The sequence below is a fragment of the Actinomycetota bacterium genome (assembly GCA_035765775.1).
Classification (GTDB): Bacteria; Actinomycetota; CADDZG01; order JAHWKV01; family JAOPZY01; genus DASTWV01.
Window position 1 is genome coordinate 1 of record DASTWV010000028.1, and the last position, 17,322, is coordinate 17,322.

General features: G+C 73.7%; 17 protein-coding genes. 10 read left to right on the plus strand and 7 right to left on the minus strand.

Annotated elements, in window-relative coordinates:
• Together VFW71_05850 and VFW71_05855 are read left to right on the plus strand one after the other, a co-directional pair.
• Positions 1-249 (plus strand): hypothetical protein (locus VFW71_05850; GenBank protein HEU5002287.1); only part of this gene is annotated, 249 nt, incomplete at its 5' end.
• Between the two features lie 79 nt (positions 250-328).
• Entirely contained in the window at positions 329-1,132 is an 804-nt protein-coding gene (locus VFW71_05855) for a polyphosphate kinase 2 family protein (GenBank protein HEU5002288.1), read from the plus strand.
• Here the strand turns inward: VFW71_05855 and VFW71_05860 are convergent, their stop codons facing one another.
• The 3 genes from VFW71_05860 to VFW71_05870 form a co-directional block, all read right to left on the minus strand.
• Positions 1,133-1,462: a hypothetical protein gene (locus VFW71_05860; protein ID HEU5002289.1), complete on the minus strand. Its 330-nt coding sequence runs from the start codon at positions 1,460-1,462 to the stop codon at positions 1,133-1,135.
• An 86-nt stretch (positions 1,463-1,548) separates the two neighbouring features.
• Positions 1,549-2,241 (minus strand): response regulator transcription factor, encoded by a 693-nt coding sequence (locus VFW71_05865; GenBank protein ID HEU5002290.1) that lies wholly within the window; start codon positions 2,239-2,241, stop codon positions 1,549-1,551.
• Positions 2,238-3,497: a sensor histidine kinase gene (locus tag VFW71_05870; GenBank protein ID HEU5002291.1), complete on the minus strand. Its 1,260-nt coding sequence runs from the start codon at positions 3,495-3,497 to the stop codon at positions 2,238-2,240. Before VFW71_05870 ends, VFW71_05865 begins: the two co-directional genes overlap by 4 nt.
• Before the next feature lie 168 nt (positions 3,498-3,665).
• Between VFW71_05870 and VFW71_05875 the strand changes: the two genes are divergently transcribed.
• The 5 genes from VFW71_05875 to VFW71_05895 are packed head-to-tail and all read left to right on the plus strand — an operon-like array spanning position 3,666 to position 9,487.
• Positions 3,666-4,601 (plus strand): ATP-binding cassette domain-containing protein, encoded by a 936-nt coding sequence (locus tag VFW71_05875; GenBank protein ID HEU5002292.1) that lies wholly within the window; start codon positions 3,666-3,668, stop codon positions 4,599-4,601.
• Complete coding sequence (locus tag VFW71_05880; protein ID HEU5002293.1) at positions 4,598-6,208, plus strand: ABC transporter permease subunit; 1,611 nt, start codon at positions 4,598-4,600, stop codon at positions 6,206-6,208. Before VFW71_05875 ends, VFW71_05880 begins: the two co-directional genes overlap by 4 nt.
• A 26-nt stretch (positions 6,209-6,234) precedes the next feature.
• Complete coding sequence (locus VFW71_05885) at positions 6,235-7,011, plus strand: ABC transporter permease (GenBank protein ID HEU5002294.1); 777 nt, start codon at positions 6,235-6,237, stop codon at positions 7,009-7,011.
• A gap of 24 nt (positions 7,012-7,035) precedes the next feature.
• Positions 7,036-8,169: a winged helix DNA-binding domain-containing protein gene (locus VFW71_05890; protein ID HEU5002295.1), complete on the plus strand. Its 1,134-nt coding sequence runs from the start codon at positions 7,036-7,038 to the stop codon at positions 8,167-8,169.
• Between the two features lie 10 nt (positions 8,170-8,179).
• Positions 8,180-9,487 (plus strand): glycosyltransferase 87 family protein, encoded by a 1,308-nt coding sequence (locus VFW71_05895; protein HEU5002296.1) that lies wholly within the window; start codon positions 8,180-8,182, stop codon positions 9,485-9,487.
• Between the two features lie 26 nt (positions 9,488-9,513).
• Here the strand turns inward: VFW71_05895 and VFW71_05900 are convergent, their stop codons facing one another.
• Both VFW71_05900 and VFW71_05905 read right to left on the minus strand, forming a co-directional pair.
• Positions 9,514-10,587 (minus strand): DUF2293 domain-containing protein, encoded by a 1,074-nt coding sequence (locus VFW71_05900; protein ID HEU5002297.1) that lies wholly within the window; start codon positions 10,585-10,587, stop codon positions 9,514-9,516.
• Between the two features lie 38 nt (positions 10,588-10,625).
• Complete coding sequence (locus tag VFW71_05905) at positions 10,626-11,957, minus strand: NAD(P)/FAD-dependent oxidoreductase (GenBank protein HEU5002298.1); 1,332 nt, start codon at positions 11,955-11,957, stop codon at positions 10,626-10,628.
• 124 nt (positions 11,958-12,081) lie between these two features.
• Between VFW71_05905 and VFW71_05910 the strand changes: the two genes are divergently transcribed.
• Positions 12,082-13,110: a winged helix-turn-helix transcriptional regulator gene (locus VFW71_05910; GenBank protein ID HEU5002299.1), complete on the plus strand. Its 1,029-nt coding sequence runs from the start codon at positions 12,082-12,084 to the stop codon at positions 13,108-13,110.
• A 27-nt stretch (positions 13,111-13,137) separates the two neighbouring features.
• On the plus strand, positions 13,138-13,956 hold the full coding sequence (locus VFW71_05915) for a hypothetical protein (GenBank protein ID HEU5002300.1): 819 nt from the start codon (positions 13,138-13,140) through the stop codon (positions 13,954-13,956).
• Positions 13,957-14,219: 263 nt separating this feature from the next.
• Here the strand turns inward: VFW71_05915 and VFW71_05920 are convergent, their stop codons facing one another.
• Positions 14,220-14,951, minus strand: a complete 732-nt coding sequence (locus tag VFW71_05920) for a DUF6597 domain-containing transcriptional factor (protein HEU5002301.1) — start codon at positions 14,949-14,951, stop codon at positions 14,220-14,222.
• A 70-nt stretch (positions 14,952-15,021) separates the two neighbouring features.
• Here VFW71_05920 and VFW71_05925 point away from each other — a divergent pair, with 70 nt between their 5' ends.
• On the plus strand, positions 15,022-15,882 hold the full coding sequence (locus VFW71_05925) for a hypothetical protein (protein HEU5002302.1): 861 nt from the start codon (positions 15,022-15,024) through the stop codon (positions 15,880-15,882).
• Between the two features lie 15 nt (positions 15,883-15,897).
• Here VFW71_05925 and VFW71_05930 read toward each other — a convergent pair whose 3' ends face one another.
• Positions 15,898-17,217 (minus strand): TrpB-like pyridoxal phosphate-dependent enzyme, encoded by a 1,320-nt coding sequence (locus VFW71_05930; GenBank protein ID HEU5002303.1) that lies wholly within the window; start codon positions 17,215-17,217, stop codon positions 15,898-15,900.
• Positions 17,218-17,322: the final 105 nt, after the last annotated feature.

Genomic DNA, 17,322 nt, shown 5'->3' on the forward strand with positions numbered 1-17,322 from the left:
GCCCCGGTGACCCCGGCCGCCCCGCCCCCCGCCCCGGTCCCCAGCGCCAGCCCGGCGACGGATCCCGTGGTCACCCCGGCAGCGGACCCGATCATCCTCACGGAAGCCCCCGCCCGGCCCGCCGCCAAGGCGCCAGCTGGACGAGGAGGCGCCGGGCGCACCACGCCCGCGAGCCACACCAACCATGGCCACCACCACAAAGCCGGCGTGCTGCACGCCATTGGATCGCTGCTGGCGCACCTGTTCTGAGCAAGTCCCGCATCGCAAGCGTCCCGATCAGGGGGGCATCGCGAGCACCGCTCGGGCGTGCTGTGCTGGAATGGCCGGCATGCTCGAGCGGTGGCGCGTCCAGCCCGGCACCAACGTGGACCTCGAGGCCGTGGACCCGGCCTCCACGCCCGGGGCGCCCGGCGGCAAGGAGGCCACGCTGGCGGCCCTGCCGGCCCTCACCGTGGAGCTGGCCGACCTGCAGGACCGGCTGGCGGCCGAAGCCCGGCGATCGCTGCTCGTGGTGCTCCAGGCGCCCGACGCGGGTGGCAAGGACGGCACCATCCGCCACGTGTTCCACGGCGTGAACCCCCAGGGCACCCGGGTGCACTCCTTCAAGGCGCCGGCGGGCGACGAGCGGGCACACGACTTCCTCTGGCGGGTGCACCGTGTTGTTCCGGCGGCAGGCGAAATCGGCATCTTCAACCGCTCGCATTATGAGGATGTCCTGGCGGTACGGGTGCGCAAGCTCGTCGCCCCGTCGGTGTGGAGACCCCGCTTCGAATTGATCGGCAGTTTCGAGGCCCTGCTGGCCCACGAGGGGACCACCATCGTGAAGCTCTACCTGCACATCTCCAAGGAGGAGCAGCGGGAACGGCTGCAGGCGCGCCTCGACGACCCGGACAAGCGGTGGAAGTTCCGTCCCGAGGACCTCGCCGACCGGGTCCTGTGGGACCGCTACCGCGCGGCCTACAACGAGGCGATCAGCCGCACGGCCACCTCCCAGGCCCCCTGGTTCATCGTGCCCGCCGACCACAAGTGGTACCGGAACTGGGCGGTCAGCACCATCCTGGTGGAAACCCTGCGGAAGATGGACCCCCGCTACCCGCAGCCCGCCGAGGCCCTGCCGAAAGCGGTCGGGTAGCTACGCCCCATCCGGGTTGATGGAGATCACCAGGTCCCCGGCCACGGTCATCCGCTGCCGCACGGTGAAGATCCCCTGGGGCGTGTCCACCTCCACCACCAGTACGAAGCCGTCCGCCTGCTGCTCGACGCCGGTCACGGTGCCCCGCATCCCGATGCGCCCCAGGTTGTCGAACCAGGCGAGGACCTGCTTGCGGTTGGAGCAACCGCCCTCGGCTCCCGGCTCCCCCCAGGTGACGCCCGGGTCCAGGAGCGAGGCGAGCAGCTCCCGGTCGCCGTCGGCGTAGGCCCGGCGGAAGCCGTCGGCCAGGGCATCGATGGCATCGCTCACCGCCCGATGATCCCCCTCCCGGCACAGGGAGGCAAACCGCACCCGCAATCGAAGCTGGTCCAAGGATGCCCGCGGGCGCCCGAGAATCAGCGCGGGTGGCCCGGCACCACCAGGCCGGACTCGTACGCGGTCACCACCGCCTGGGTCCGGTCGCGCAGGCCCAGCTTGGCCAGCACCCGGCTGACGTGGGTCTTGACCGTCTCCTCGGTGACCACCAGGCGCTCGGCGATCTCGGTGTTCGACAGCCCTTCGGCCACCAGCCGGAGCACCTGCGTCTCCCGGGGGGTGAGCGACTCCAGGCGGGCGGCCACCGGGGCGTCCGGCTTGGGCTGCAGCTTGGCGAACTCGCTGATCAGCCGGCGGGTCACCGCCGGCGCCAGGAGGGCGTCGCCCCCGGCGATCACCCGGACGGCGTCGAACAGCCGCTCGGCGGTGACGTCCTTCAAGAGGAAGCCGCTGGCCCCGGCCCGGAGCGCGTCGTAGACGTACTCGTCGAGGTCGAAGGTGGTGAGGATCAGCACCCGGGGCCTGCTGGCGCCCCCGTCCCCCGATCCGCCGCCGGTCAGGTGCCGGGTCGCCTCGATGCCGTCCATCCCGGGCATCCGCACGTCCATCAGGACCACGTCGGGCTCCAGCTCCCGGCAGACCCGCACCGCCTCGGCGCCGTCGGAGGCCACGCCCACCACCGAGAAGTCCGGCTGGGTGTCCAGCAGCCCGGCGAAGCCGGTGCGGATCACCTGGTGGTCGTCGGCCACCACGATGCGGACTGCCCCGTTCACGGGAGCCCCTCCGCGCGGGCCGGCAGCGTTGCCTCGACGAGGAATCCCCCGCCCGGGGCCGCCCCGGTCTGCAGCCGGCCGCCCACCGCGGTGGCCCGTTCCCGCATGCCCTGCAGCCCGTGGCCGCCGCCGGCATCGGCAAGTGCGGCGTCCAACCCGGCGTCCAGCCCGGGGTCCAGGGCCGCGTCCAGCGCGGGCCCCGGCCCGTCGTCCCGCACCCGCAGCAGGAGGGCGGCATCGGTGAAGTGCAGCTCGACGTCGACGGCCGCCCCGGGGGCGTGCCGCCGGGCGTTGGTGAGGGCCTCCTGGGCGATGCGGTAGGCGGCCAGCTCGACGCCCGGGTCCAGGCTCACGGGCGGACCGCGCAGGATCAGCCGGGCGCCCGTCCCCGACGCCGCCCGGGCCTCGTCCAGGAGGTGGTTGAGCTGGCTCAGGCCGGGCTGCGGCTGGCGGGCGGCAGCTTCGTCCTCGGTCCGGGCGTCCTCCCGCAGCACGCCCAGCAGGCGGCGCATCTCGGTGAGGGCCGCGCGGGCGGTGTCCCCGATCGCCGAGAGTCGCTGCGCCCCGGCCGCTGGCATCCCGGGGGTGGTGAGCCGGGCGGTCTCGGCCTGCACGGCCACCATCGAGATGTGGTGCGCCACCACATCGTGCAGCTCCCGGGCGATGCGGGCCCGCTCGCCCCGGGCGGTGTGCTCCAGGAGGTTGCCGGCGATCACCTGCCGGGCGGCGCTCTGGCTGGCGGCCTCCTGCCGGGCGCGCCCGGCCATGCCGCCGAACGCCGCCGCCGGGGCCAGCGCCGCCAGGACCAGCGTCAGCACGCCGGCTTCGGTGGCCGCCGGACGACCGCCGGCCACGGCCAGGACCAGGAATGGCAGGCTCAGCACCGAGGCCCCGGCGGCCTGGGCCGCGCCCGGCGCGGGCGAGCGCCCGTAGCGGTGCAGGGCGGCCAGCACCGCCAGGGCCCCGGCGACGGTCAGGGTGTGGAACAGGGTGAGCGACAGCACCGCCGCCACGGCCACCGCGGCCGCGGCGGGCAGGGGGCGCAGGAAGGCCAGGGGCAGTGCGGTGGCGACCGCCACCAGGGCTACTGCCAGCATCAGCTGCCCGCTGGCGTGGATGACCGCCGCCCGGGCGAGGGCCTCGCTCAGCGCCGCCAGGGCCAGGACGCCCGCCGCCACCGCCAGCGCATGGGGTGCCGCCACCAGCCCGCGGGCCATCCCGGCCCATCCCCGGCCCGGGTCCACGGTGGCGCTCACACCGATCATTGTGGCCCCCCACCGGCGCACTCGGCGTCACCGCCCGCCGGGATTCCCGGGTCCCTCTCAAGGGGTACGCCGGCGGGGCAGGTGCCCCCGGAATGGGAGCCCAAAGAACACTCCCCGCCGTGACGACGCCCGCCCGGGCGCTCCCTACCATTCGTAGGCATGGATGCCACCATCGAAGTCACCGGGGCCCGCAAGCAGTTCGGCCCCACCGTCGCCCTGGACGGGCTCTCGTTCTCGGTCGCCCCGGGCGACGTCACCGGCTTCGTCGGGCCCAACGGGGCCGGCAAGTCCACCACCATGCGGGCGATCCTCGGCCTGGACCGCCTGGACGCCGGCACCGCCCTCGTGGGCGGCCGGGCCTACCGGACGCTGCGTCACCCGCTGACGCAGGTGGGGTCGCTCCTGGACGCCGGCGCCCTCCACCCGGCCCGCAGCGGCCGCAACCACCTGCTGTGGCTGGCCCACTCGCAGGGGCTCCCCGCCCGGCGGGTGGACGAGGTCGTCGAGCAGGCCGGCCTCGGCGGCGCCGTGCGGCGGGCGGCGGGCGGGTACTCGCTGGGCATGCGCCAGCGCCTCGGCCTGGCGGCGGCGATGCTCGGCGATCCCCCCGTGCTGATGCTCGACGAGCCCTTCAACGGCCTCGACCCCGAGGGCATCGTGTGGATGCGGGGCTTCCTCCGCTCCCTGGCGGCCGAGGGCCGGGCGGTGCTGGTCTCCAGCCACCTGATGGCCGAGCTGGAGGGCACGGCCAGCCACCTGGTGGTCATCGGCCGGGGCCGGCTGGTGGCCGACACCAGCGTGGCTGCCCTCATCGATGCTGCCTCGGGGGGCCGGGTGCTCCTGCGCACCAGCGCCCGCACCGAGGCGATGGCCGTCCTGGCCTCCGCCGGGGCGACGGTCGCCGCCACCGGCCCGGAGACGGTGACCGTCGCCGGCCTCCCCCCGGAAGAGGTGGTGCGCCTTCTCGGCCAGCACGCCGTTCCCTTCGCCGAGGTGGCGTCCCATCGGGCCACGCTGGAGGAGGCCTACATGGAGCTGACCCGCGACAGCGTCGAGTTCTCGGCCCTCGCACCCTCGCCGGAGGCCCGCCCATGATGCGCACCGAGCCCTCAGTCGCCCCCTACCGCTCCGCCCAGCCCGAGTCCCACGACGGCTTCGCCGCCCTGGTGCGGGCCGAGTGGACCAAGTTACGCAGCGTGCGCGGGTGGCTGATCGCCCTGGTGGCGGGCGCCGTGCTCATCGTCGCCCTGGCGGTGCTGAACGGCGAGGGCAGCCACAGCGGGTTCTGCACGGGCGGGCGGAACGGCCAGGCCCCGCACTGCGTCGTCGGTCACCCCCCCGAGCCCACCGGCCCCGGCGGTGAGGTCATCGTCGACACCTACGAGCTGGTCCACCAGCCCCTCACGGGCAACGGCAGCATCACCGCCCGGCTGACCTCGTTCACCGGCATCGTGGGCAACTCGGGCCCGGTCCAGGTGGGCCAGGCACTGGCCGACTCCCACCCCGGGCTGGCCGGCTGGTCCAAGGGCGGGATCATCATCACCGACAGCACCCGGCAGGGGGCCCCCTACGCCGCCGTGATGCAGACCGGTGGGCACGGCGTGCACATGCAGTACGACTTCACGCACGACCTCGCGGGCAGCGCCACCCAGGCATCGCCGGCGTCACCCCGCTGGTTGCGGTTGACCCGGAGCGGCGACACGATCACCGGCTACGAATCGGCCGACGGCACCCACTGGACCACGATCGGCGCCGCCACCCTGCCCGGCCTCCCCGCCACGGTGCAGGCTGGGATCTTCACCACGTCCCCGATGCTCGACATCTCCACCCAGCACCTGGTGGTCACGACCGGTAGCGAGGCGGCGACCCAGGCCACGGCGGTGTTCGACAGCGTCTCGCTCGACGGCGGGCAGCCCGCAGGCACCTGGACCGGCGACGATGTCGGCGAAGACCCGCGGGCGGGACCCAGTGGGCTCAACTCCTACGAGCAGGGGGCGGGCACCTTCACGCTCACCGGCGCTGGCGATATCGCCCCCGCCCCGGACGCGGCCGGCACCCGGGGCATCGAGGCGAGCCTGAACGGCGCCTTCGTCGCCCTCATCGTCTTCCTGGTGCTGGGGACCCTGTTCGTCACCAGCGAGTACCGCAGGGGCCTGGTCCGCACCACGTTGGCCGCCACACCCCGCCGGGGCAGGGTGCTTGCCGCCAAGGCAGTCGTGCTCGGCGTGAGCACGTTCGTGATCTCGCTCGCCGGCATCGCCGTGGCGCTCCCGGTGGGCGAGAAGCTCCTGCGAGGCAACGGGAACTTCGTCGCCCACGTCAGCACCCCCACCCTGATCCGGGTGGTGGTGGGCACCGCCGCGGTCCTCGCGGTGTCGGCGATCGTGGCCCTCGGCATCGGCACGGTCCTCCGCCGGAGCGCCGGGGCGATCACCGCCGCCATCGTCGGCCTGCTCCTGCCCATCATCCTGGCCACGTCGGGCCTCCCCACCGGTGCCTCCGAGTGGCTCCTGCGGCTTACTCCGGCCGCCTCCTTCGCGGTGCAGCAGACCGCGGTGGTCTACCCGATGGTGAGCTTCCCCCACACGCCGGCCAACGGCTACTTCCCACTCCCCGCCTGGGCCGGGTTCCTCGTCCTGTGCGCCTGGGCGGCCGTGGCGCTCGGCGTGGCGACCTACCTGCTGAACCGGCGGGACGTGTAGGTCCGTCGGCTCCCTGACCCCACGCGATGACCCGCGCCCTCCGCGCCGAATGGACCAAGCTGGTGACCACCCCGGGCGCCTTCTGGCTCCTGGCGGCCACGGTGGTGCTCACCGTGGGGGTGGGTGCGGCAACGGCCGCCGCCGCCACCTACCCGCCGTTCAACGCCGTGCAGGATCTCCCGAAGACCGCCCTGACCGGGGTGTTGGTGGGCCAGGCGGTGGTGGCCATCCTGGCGGTGCTGGCGGTCGGCACGGAGTACAGCACGGGGCTGATCCGGGTCACCCTGCTGGCGGTGCCCCGCCGGACCCAGGTCCTGGTGGCCAAGGCGGCGTTGGTCGGCGCCCTCACTGCGGGGGCAGGGATCCTGGCCGCGGCCGGCTCGCTGGTCGCCGGGCGGATCCTGTTGGCCCACAACGGGTTTACGCCCGCCCACGGGTATGCCCTGCTCTCCCTGGGCGATGGTCCGACCCTCCGGGCGGCGGTGGGCACGGTGGCGTACCTGGTCCTCGTCGGCCTGCTCACCCTGGGCGTCGCCACCGCGGTGCGGGACACCGGCGCCGGCATCGGTGCCGTCCTGGGCCTGCTGCTGCTCTTCCCGCTGATCGCCCACGCGATCTCCAACCCGCACTGGCAGCGCCACCTGAACCAGATCGGCCCGATGACCGCCGGGCTCCTGGTCCAGGTGACCACCAACCTGCGCCACCAGGTGCTGAGCCCGTGGGCCGGGCTCGGCGTCCTTGCCGCCTGGGCGGCCGGGGCGCTCGCCCTCGGCGGGTTGCTCCTCGCGGTGCGGGACGCCTGACCCGTCGACCGGACGCGCCCTGGCATGCTGACCCGCATGCCCGACCGTCCCCCGCCGGGTGCCACCCTGGGCACCCGGGTCCTCAACCGGTCCTACCTCGCCCGCCAGCTCCTCCTGGACCGGGTGGCCATGCCCGCCGCCGGTGCCCTCGAGCACCTGGTGGGCATGCAGGCGCAGGCCCCGCTGGCGCCCTACGTCGGCCTGTGGTCCCGGCTGGACGGCTTCGACCCGGCGGAGCTCGCCGGCCTGATCGAGAGCCGTGCCGCGGTGCGCATCGCCCTGTTCCGCTCCACCATCTTCCTGGTCACCGCCGAGGACTGCCGGGCGCTGCGCGCGGTCGTGCAGCCGGCCATCGACCGGAGCCTGGGGGGCAACTTCTCCCGGCCGCTGGCCGGCGTGAACCGGGCCGAGGTGGCCGCCGTCGGGCGCGCCCTGGTCGACGAGGCCCCCCGGAGCTTCGCCGAACTCGGTACCGCCCTCCAGGAGCGCTGGCCCGGCATCGATCCCCTGGCCCTCGGCATCGCCGTGCGCGCCGGTGTCCCGCTGGTGCAGGTCCCACCCCGGGGCATCTGGGGCAGCGGCGGTCTGGCCCGCCATGCCGCCGCCGACACCTGGCTCGGCTGCCCGATGGGCACCGACCCGGACCCGGCGCCCGCCATCCACCGCTACCTCGCCGCCTTCGGCCCCGCCACCCTCCAGGACATCCGGGTCTGGTCCGGACTGCCGGGCCTGGCCGGGGCCCTCGGGCGGCTGGCGCCCGCCCTGGTGCGCTACCGGGACGACGAGGGCCGGGAGCTGTGGGACGTCCCGGACGGTCCCTTCCCCGACCCCGATCACCCGGCGCCCGTCCGGCTGCTGCCCGAGTACGACAACGCCCTGCTCTCGCACGCCGACCGGCGCCGGATCATTGCCGACGAGCACCGGGGCACGGTCTTCTCGCACGGCGCCGTGCTGGTGGACGGCTTCGCCGCCGGGCACTGGGCCCTCAAGAAGGCAGCGAGGAACATTCCCGCCTGCCTGACCGTCACAGCGTTCGCGCCGCTCCCCGCGCCGTCCCGGGCCGCGGTCGAGGCCGAGGCCGGACAGCTCCTCCGCTTCGCCCTGCAAAGCGATCAGGCCGGACGGGACACCCAGGGGACAATCGAGCTCCGACCGTAGACTTTCCGCCGTGACCGCCCTCGCCCAGGCTTCCCCTCCCACCGAGCGCACCCCCCCGGAGCGCACCCAGCTCCTGGCGGCGGCCGGGCTGTTCCTGCTGGGCATCGTCCCGCTGGTGTTCTTCAAGTTCCGCAACGGATTCATCCCCGGTGACCTCACCGTCTACCGCCACGCCGGCTCGCTCGCCCTGCACCGCAGGAACTTCTACGCCGTGGGCTTCGGCGCCCACCTGCGGGTGCACCTGCCCTTCACCTACCCGCCCTTCGCCGCCCTGGCGGTGATCCCGCTGGCCGTCATTCCCGCCCGCCTGGCCCTCATCGGGTGGTCGGCGCTCAATCTCGCCCTCGTGGCGGGGATGACCTGGTGGCTGGTGCGACCGGCTCTGGTGCGGGCGGGCCGGGTCCACCCGGCGTGGACCGCGGCCGCCGCCGCCGCCCTGGCCTGGACCGTCCCCGCCGCCCAGACGCTGGCCTACGGCCAGGTCAACATCGTCCTCGCCTTCTTCTGCCTGGCCGACTGCGTCCTCGTGCGCCCGGGCAGCCCGGGAAAGGGGGTCCTGGTAGGGGTGGCGACCGCCATCAAGCTCACCCCCGGCCTGTTCATCCTCTATTACGCCGCCACCCGCCAGTGGGCGGCCGCCGCCCGAGCCGCGGTCACCGCCCTCGCCCTCGAGCTCGCGGCCGCGGTGCTCCTGCCCGCCGCCTCCCGGAGCTACTGGCTGCACCTGTGGTGGAACCCGCGGCGCACCGGCGACCCCAAGTTCTACTTCAACCAGTCGATCTACGGCACCGTGCTGCGCCTTGGCCTGCCCACCTGGTTGTGGCCGGTCCTCGGCCTGGTCGCCATCGCCCTCGCCCTCTGGCGGGCCCGCCAGGCCCACGGCCGCGGGGCCGACGTCGCCGCCGTCGCCCTGGTCGGCTTCGCCGCCGTGCTGGTGTCGCCCATCTCGTGGCAGCACCACGCCGTGTGGATCATCCCGATGTTCGGGGTCCTGGCGGCGTGGGCCGCCCGGGGAGCGACCCCCCGCCGCTGGGTGCTCGTCGGCGTGCTGGCGGTACTGTTCATCGCGCCCGTGCCCCAGATCGGCGACCTGCTCCTCAAGACGTCCTTCCCCTCGGTCCTGGCCCGGGTCATCCAGCAGTCCGACGTCGTCATCTTCTGGTTGATGCTGGCGTGGCTGCCGCTGGCCGGTGTGGCTCCCGTGGCCCCCGTGGTCCCCGTGGTCCCCGTGGTCTCCGTGGGGCAGGAGCCGGCGGCGCGGCTTCCGACCGCGGCCGGACGGCCTGAGGGCCGAGCCCGCCGGATGCCCGCGAACTAAGAAGCCCAGCGCCGGCTATGCCGGGCTCACTCGGCCGGGGCCGCCCACCGGCGCAGGATCTCCTCCACCGCTGGACGGATCTGTGCCCGGGCATCGGCGCGGCCCATGCCCTGCATGAGCAACCGGTCGTAGTCGGTGTCCTCGTGGCGGACCGCGGCGGCGACGGCCAGCAGCACCGGCTCAGGGTCCAGCGCCCGGCCCGCCGCGCTGCGGCCCACCCGGCCACTGCCCCGCAGGGCGGCGTGGTCGGCGATCGCTGCGGCCCGGTCGGGTGGGCAGCCGGGCAGGAGCTCTCGGATCCGGGCGGCGAAGTTGTCCTGGAAGGTGGCGTCGCCTGCAGCCCGCCGCTCGGCCTCCCGCTCCCGGCGCCGGCGGCGCAGATCCTCGTCGGCCAGGCAGGACTCCTCGGCCTGGTCCAGGGCGGAATCCTCCACCAGGATCCCCTGGCGCTCGTACCGTTTCCGTGACCGGCTCCACCGCACCACGACGGCCGAGAGGCCGCTTGCCTTCTTCGCCCGCCGGGTCAGGGCGGTGTCGCCTGCGGGCAGGAAGCTCAGGTGGCCGAGGTCGGCGCACTCCATGCAGATCGGCCCCGGGTCCTCCATGGTCAGCAGGTTGCCGGCAAAATGCTCGCTGCCACATTCGGCGCAGTCCCAGTCCTTGAGCGCCGAGATCACCACCAGATCCGGTGCCTTCGCCTGCTTCTCCACCAGTCGCTGGCGCTGGGCGTCGGACAGGTCGGGCGCCAGCCAGTGGGTGCGGAAGGCAGTCTCTCGGGCGGGGTCGCCTGACGCGGTGAACTGCAGCGGTCGGCGGTCCCGGGTCCGGGTGACGTACACCGCCTCAGCCGGCTGGAGCCCCTGGGCGCGCGCCCAGTGCTCGAAGATCGCCATGGCCTCGTTGACCTTCTCCGGGCTCACCTGGAGCTGATCCTGGAGGTGGGGGACCCGGCCCTGCTGCCAGGGGTCGATGCCCGCCGCCAGCGCCCAGCCCAGGCCCCCGAGCACGTCGAGGGCGCTGGCGTACCGGTGTTCCGCCAGCGCGGCCTCGGCGGCCTCGACCACCCTGGTCTCCAGCGGCTTCCGGTTCCCACCGCCCATCGTCGGTACGAGGATAGGGCCCGGCGGCTGGTTCGGCGCTAGACCTCCGCGGCCACGGCTGAGGCCGGGGTGAAGGAGAACGTGCTGGCACGTTCCTTCAGAGCGGCCCGGTTCTGCTTGGCGGCCGCCTTTGCCGCCTTCCCGGCGGTCAGGTTCACCTTCACGGCGTGCGCCACGACGCCGGGCTTCATCAGGGTGGTGGCCGGGATGGTCCGGCCCCCGATCTCGCCCACCAGGCGGGCGCCCCGGGCGTCGCGGGCGCCGGCGGCGAAGGTCAGCTTCTCCATGGGGTTGTAGCCCCGGCCGGTGGAGTAGTCGGAGATCAGGAAGAAGTGCGCCGCCAGCTTCGTGCGCAGGGTGGCGCAGTAGGCCTCGACCGCCTTGTCCTGCCCCTGCCCCGTGCCCAGGTGGGGGGCGACCGCGTCCGCCAGCCACTCGGCCCCCTGCATGGCCCAGCCGCACCCGATGCCGAACAGCGGGTCACCGGTGATCGCCGCGTCGCCGACGAACGCCAGCCCGGGCGGTGGCCGGTGGCGCCACAGGTTGTCGTAGTCCACCAGGCCGATCACCTTGCCCACCCGGTCGGCGGGATCGAAGCGGACCGGGGGGCCGGCCTCGGGTGGGATCGACTCGAAGAAGCGCACGAGATTGCCCTGCACGTCCTTCTTGAAGGCGGCCGACTTGTCCCTCGTGAACATCATCGCCAGGATCGTCACCCCGTCGTCCATCGGGAAGGCGTAGGCGCAGTCCGGCTCCATGAACCAGATGTGCGCCTCCCCGGGGTAGGGCAGCTCCACATTGCGGTAGAAGCCGAAATATCCCGAGCGCCCGTGCTTTTTGATGACCCGGGTCTTCACGCCGGCCTGGGCGGCGGTCTCCGAGCTCCGGCCGTCGGCCCCCACCACCAGGTGCGCCCGGATCTCGGGCCGGCTCCCGTCGGCGGCTTCGGCCGCCACGCCCACCACCCGCCCGTTGTCGGTGAGGACGTCCTTCAGCGTGTGGCCGGGCAGGAAGTCCACGCCCGGAGTGGAGGCGGCCAGCTCCCGGATCATCGGGTCCAGCTTCTCCCGGCGGATGGCGAACCCCTTCAGCGGGCTGTCCGTATCGCGGATCCAGCCCCAGCGGGTCCACAACGAGGTCCCGCTCCGGAGCCCCCCCGCCGCTGCCATCGGGGCGTCCAGCCCGAGGCGCTGGATGACGGGCTCCGCGCTTGCCTGGATGAAGGTGGTGCACAGGTGCTTGTAGGCCTGGGTGTCGGTATGGCGCTCCAGCAGCGCGACCCGCTTCCCGGCCCGGCCGAGGAAGGTGGCGGTGGCGCAGCCGGCCAAACTTGCTCCCACGATTGCGACGTCGTACGGCGTGTCGACCACAGCGTTCCTCCGATCGGGTTCGATCCGGTGCGCTTCGTGCCGCCGTATCGTACTGCGATTCCTATAGGATTAACAAGTAGATACTTTTGCTTTGTGCAGCATTGGCTTCCGATAGGCTGGCGACATGCCGAAACGTACCTATGGGCAGTTCGAGGGGCTGGCGCACGCACTCGACGTGGTGGGGGAGCGCTGGACCCTGCTCTTGCTGCGCGACCTCCTGGTGGGCCCGCAGCGCTACAAGGAACTGCTCGAGGGGCTCCCGGGCATCGGCACCAACCTGCTCGCCCGGCGCCTGAAGGAGCTGCAGGAGGCTGGGATCATCGTCAAGCGCACCCTCCCGGCCCCGGCCGGCTCGGTGGTCTACGACCTGACCGGGCGCGGGCGGGGCCTGGAGCCCGCCCTCATCGCCCTGGCTCGGTGGGGGATGGAGGCCATGCCGCCGGCGGGGCCCTCCTCGACCGATGTCCTGCGCCCGGGCTGGGGCGTGATGGCCTTCAAGGCAGTGTTCGATCCGGCGGCGGCTGCCGGGGTGCATGCCACCTATCAGTTCGAGGTCGAGGGCGACGTGTTCCACCTGCGGGTGGACGACGGGGTCCTCGTTGCCGGGCAGGGACCGGCCACCGCTCCGGACCTCGTGTACACCTGCGACGTCGAGACCCTCATGGCGATCGGCGCCCGCAACGTCAGCCCCCTCGAGGCCGTCGCCTCGGGGCGCGCCACCATGCAGGGCTCGGCGGTGGCGGCGGGCCAGGTGGTGGAGATGTTCGGCTTCCCGCCCCCGGTGGCCGGGGCTCAGGAACGGGAGCCGGGGTGGGGGCCGAGCGCCATGCGGGCGACCTTCAATGCCGAGGCGGCCCGGGGCGTGCACGAGACCTACGAGATGCATATCGGAGCGGAGGTCTTCCACATGGCCGTGGACGACTCCACCCTGGTGACCGGCCCGGGCGTGGCCCGGGATCCGTCCATGGTCCTGCACACCGACCTCGTCACCTTCATGGCTATGGGCGCCGGGCAGCTGGACCCCATCGAGGCCCTGATGAGCGGCCGGGCGAGTGTGGAGGGCGACGCGGCGTCGGCCATGCGCTGCCAGGCGATCTTCGGGTTCGGCCGCCGGCCGGGGGCACCCGGCGGCTCTCCGGGGGGCGAGGCATAACGCCCGTGCAGTGGTAAAAAGAGCGCCATGCCTGACCCGACCTCGTCTCTGGCCACCACCAACCTCCTGATCGGCATCGACGACACCGACGGCGAGGGCAGCCGGGGCACGGGCGCGCTGGCGGTCAGCCTGATCCAGGCCCTCGACGCCGACCGGGTGGGCGCCGCCATGGGGGTCACCCGCCACCAGCTCTACCGGGGGCCGGGGGTGGAGGCCACCTCCGAGAACGTCGCCCTCTGCCTCGCCCTCAAGGCCAGCCACCGTCTCGAGCCCTCCGCCTTCGTCGATTTCGTCTCCGCCTTCCTGGAGGCGGAGCGGGGGCCGGGGTCCGCGCCCGGCGTCGCCATCGCCCGGGAGCCGGCGTGGGAGGACGCCCAGACCGCCATGCGGCTCACCAACTTCGGCCAGCAGGCCAAATCGTCAGTGGTCGATGTGGCAACGGCCCAGGCGGTCGCCCCCGATGTCCACGTCCACCTGGCGAGCTTCGGCGGCTCGGACCGGGGCGTCGTCGGTGCCCTGGCGGCGGTGGCGCTGCACGCCTCCGGCGAGGACGGCATCTTCCTGTGGCTGCCGGACCTGGAGGACGCCGTCGGCCAGATCACCTACCGCCAGCTGCGCCTGCTGGCGCCCGCCATCGACATCGCCCTCGATCCCGACGGCCGGGAGCCGGAGCCGGAACAGTTCGTGGACGTCGGTACCCGGGTGCGCCCGGTGTTGTTCAAGGGCCTGTCGGTCCTGCTGCTGGACCCGCCGATCGAGGAGACCGCCGGCGGGGGATTCGGCGCCCGGCCCACCACCACGACTCGCTGGGTGGCCGCCCCCCGAGAGGTGATCCTGCAGCACTGAGCTGAGGGCCGCTGCGGTCCAGGCCCCCGCCCGACCGGGGCTTTCTTGGTGGCCCCGTACAGCCAGGGGCTGTACCACGCGTGCAGGTATGGAGCCGGCTGCCGTTGCCTGGCCCGCCCGGGCGGCCTACCGCCGGTCCGAGGGCGCGGCGGTCCAGACCCCCGCCCGACCGGGGCTTTCTTGGTGGCCCCGTACAGCCAGGGGCTGTACCACGCGTGCAGGTATGGAGCCGACTGCCGTTGCCGAGCCCCCACCCGGGCGGCCTACCGCCGCCAGAGCCCTACCAGTTCCCGGGGCGTCATCCCGGACAGCTCGCGGGTCTCCCGGGTCAGGTGGGCCTGGTCGGCGTAGCCGGCGGCGGACGCCAGCCGGGCCAGCCCTACCCCCGCGCTGCGGGACTCCACGCCGGCGAGGAACCGCCGGAAGCGCAGCACCCGGTGCAGGGTCTTGGGGCCGTAGCCCACAGCCGCATCGAAGCGCCGCCGGAGCTGCCGCTCGCTGAGGAACAGGCCCCGGGCCACCATACCGGTCGTCTGCGACGCGTCGAGGCGACGGGCTGCCTCGGCCACCAGCAGGTCGGGCGGCCCGGCCTCCGCCAGCTCCCCGGCGAGCCGGACGACCCGCTGGTGCGCCTCGGTGGGGGAGAGGTGGCCCGGGAGACGGCGGGCGAGTTGCGGCGCGACATCGCCGAGCGCTACCCGCCGGTCCCGCAGCTCGTGCAGCGGGAGCCCGAGGGCGGGCCCGCCGGCACCGGGCCGGAACCGGGCGCCGATCAGGACGGTGCCCGAAGCCAGGCGCACCGGGGCTGGGCCGGTGTCCGGGCCGGCGACCAGCGGGTCGCCTCCCGAGCACCAGATGACGTCGACGCAACCGTCGGGGAGCACGAGGGCCGGGTCGGCACCACCGGAGCCGACCACCCGGGACCACAGGCAGGCCACCGAGCCCGCCGAGGCGGCCGGGGCCGGCCACTCCTGGTATCCAGCCCGCCGGTCCATCGCCCCAGTCTGCCAGCAGGATGGCCGTTTCATGCAAGAACCGGCGGTGGCCTCGTGGTGGGATGGACCCATGACCAGACCCGATGTAGACGCCGCAGCCCAGTTCCTCGCCGCCAGTGCCCGCATCCTCGACCGCCGCCGCTTCGAGTGCCTCTTCCGCGGCGGCCCGGCCGCAGCTGTGCGGGACGCAGTGGCCGCCTACCGCACCGCCGACGGCGGCTTCGGCCACGCCCTCGAGCCCGATTGCCGGGCGCCCGGCTCCCAGCCCGGCACCATCGAGGTGGCCCTCCGGGTCCTCGACGAGTGCGGCGCCTGGGACAGGGGCCTCGTCGCCGGCGCGTGCGACTGGCTGGCCGCCCACGCTCCGTCCGAGGGCGGCGCCGTCTTTGTCGATCCCTCGATCGCCGGCTGGCCGCACGCCCCGTGGTGGGAGCCCCAGCCCGACCTCCGGGCGTCGCTCATCGCCACCGGGCGGGTCGCCGGCACCCTGCTCGCCCGGGGCGTGGAGCACCCCTGGCTCGGCGGCGCGGTCCCGTGGCTGTGGAAGGAGATCGAGTCCCTGCCCGGCTCGGGGGTCGCCCTCGGTCCCTACGACCTGTTCGGGGTCATCAATTTCCTCCAGCACACCCCCGACCGGGCGCGGGCCTCAGGGGTGCTCCCGGCGGTGGGCGAGCAGGTCCACCATGCCCTCGCGGCCTCCGACGAGGGCATGTCGCTCCTCGACTTCGCCGCCCTTCCGGGCAGCATCGGCCGGGCCTGGTTCACCCCCGGCGAGGTCGAGGCGGCGCTCGACCGCCTCGCCGCCGGCCAGCAGGACGACGGCGGTTGGACCTTCGGCTGGCCCGCCTGGTCGCCGGTGGCCGCAGCCGACTGGCGGGGCGCCGTCACCGTCGACGCCCTCCGCATCCTGCGGGACAACAGCCGCCTCTGACCCGGGCTCGAGCGGCTACCCGTCCAGCAGGTCCCCGCCGAGGAAGTCCTGGTAGGCCTGCAGGTCCAGGAGCCCGTGGCCCGAGAGGCCGAACAGGATCGCCTTCGACTCGCCGGTCTCCTTGCACGCCCGGGCCTCGTCCATGGCGGCCCGGACGGCGTGGGCCGACTCGGGCGCCGGGATGATGCCCTCCACCCGGGCGAACTCGACCGCCGCTTCGAAGACCTTGGTCTGCGGGTAGGCGACCGCCTCGACCACCCCGTCGGCCACCAGCCGGCAGAGGGCGGGGGCGTCGCCGTGGTAGCGCAGCCCGCCGGCGTGGATCGGTGGCGGGACGAAGGTGTGGCCCAGGGTGTGCATCTCGATCAGGGGCGTGGTGGCGGCGGTGTCGCCGAAGTCGTACTCGAAGGAGCCCTTGGTGAGCGTCGGGCAGGCCGTGGGCTCGACCGCCAGGAAGCGCAGGTCCTTGCCATGGCGGGTCTTGTCGGGCACGAAGGGGAACGCCAGCCCCGAGTAGTTGGAGCCGCCCCCCACGCACCCGATGATGAGGTCGGGGGCGTCGCCCGCCAGGTCCATCTGGGCACGGGCCTCGAGGCCGATCACGGTCTGGTGGAGCAGCACGTGGTTCAGCACGCTGCCCAGGGCGTACTTCGTGTCCGCCCGCTTGGCGGCGTCCTCCACCGCCTCGGAGATGGCGATCCCCAGCGACCCCGGCGAGTCGGGATCCCCGGCCAGGATTGCTTTGCCCGCCTCGGTTTCCGTCGAGGGCGAGGGGGTCACCCGGGCGCCCCAGGTCTCCATCATCGTGCGCCGCCCCGGCTTCTGGCGGTAGGAGGCGCCCACCATGTAGACCTGGCACTCGAGGCCGAAGAAGGCGCACGACATCGCCAGGGCGCTGCCCCACTGCCCGGCGCCGGTCTCGGTCGCCAGCCGGCGCACCCCCTCGGCCTTGTTGTAGTAGGCCTGCGCGATGGCGGTGTTGGGCTTGTGCGAGCCTGCTGGCGAGACCCCCTCGTACTTGTAGTAGATGCGGGCCGGGGTGCCGAGGTGGGCCTCCAGCCGCCGGGCGCGGTAGAGGGGTGTGGGCCGGTACATCTTGTAGACGTCGAGGACCGGGCCGGGGATGTCGACCCACTCCTCCCTCGTGACCTCCTGGCCGATGAGGGCCATGGGGAACAGGGGAGCCAGGTCGTCCGGGCCGATCGGCTGCATGGTGCCCGGGTGCAGGGGCGGCGACGGGGGCGTGGGCATCGAGGGCACGACGTTGAACCAGGCGGTGGGGATCTGGTCCTCGCCGAGCAGGAACTTGGTGGGCCCTGCGGAATCCGGTGCCATGGCTCCCTCCTTTGCGGAAGTTCGGCCGTAGATGTCGGCCAGAAGGATCCGCCGCGGAGGGCCAGGACGCAACTCCTGTAGCCTCGACGAGGCCCGTTGCGGGGG